1 protein-coding gene is annotated in these 392 nt (G+C 32.7%); it reads right to left on the bottom strand.

Annotation, left to right across the window (positions count from 1 at the left end; genetic code table 11):
• Positions 1 to 304, bottom strand: a 304-nt coding sequence (locus tag DWZ33_RS17850) for a hypothetical protein (protein ID WP_220452471.1), incomplete at its 3' end; no start/stop codon positions are given.
• Positions 305 to 392: the final 88 nt, after the last annotated feature.

The following is a 392-nucleotide window of genomic DNA, read 5'->3' as shown; positions in this document are numbered from 1 at the left end:
TTCTTTCAATCCGTTTAGTACATGCTTTCTTCAATCGCTGATTGATTTCAATATTACTTTTAAGCAAGGCTCTAGCTTCATGTATTGCAGATAAAGGAAAATAATCATTCGTCCCATATCTTGCTTTTAACTGTTTCTCTAAGGAGACAGCTTCTTTGACACCATAAAAACAAGTTATATAGAGTTTCTTATAAGCCATATGAAGCATAGAGTTATACAGGATCAAATCCTTCTTAATACAATTCGCATCTTCTTCTGATAACTCTTTATAATAGAAGCGATTTGAATAAGATAAACACTTCATGGATGTTCCCCTCCCCTTGAACAAAAAAACATCCACTGAGATTCGATTGATACAAAGGAAACTAGGTGATGCTTATATGAAATTTAAT

Source organism: Dielma fastidiosa (genome assembly GCF_003475485.1).
In the GTDB taxonomy this organism is placed as follows: Bacteria; Bacillota_I; Bacilli_A; order Erysipelotrichales; family Erysipelotrichaceae; genus Dielma; species Dielma fastidiosa.
Note: the sequence above shows the minus strand (reverse complement) of the source record. Positions and strands in the feature narration are given on the sequence as shown.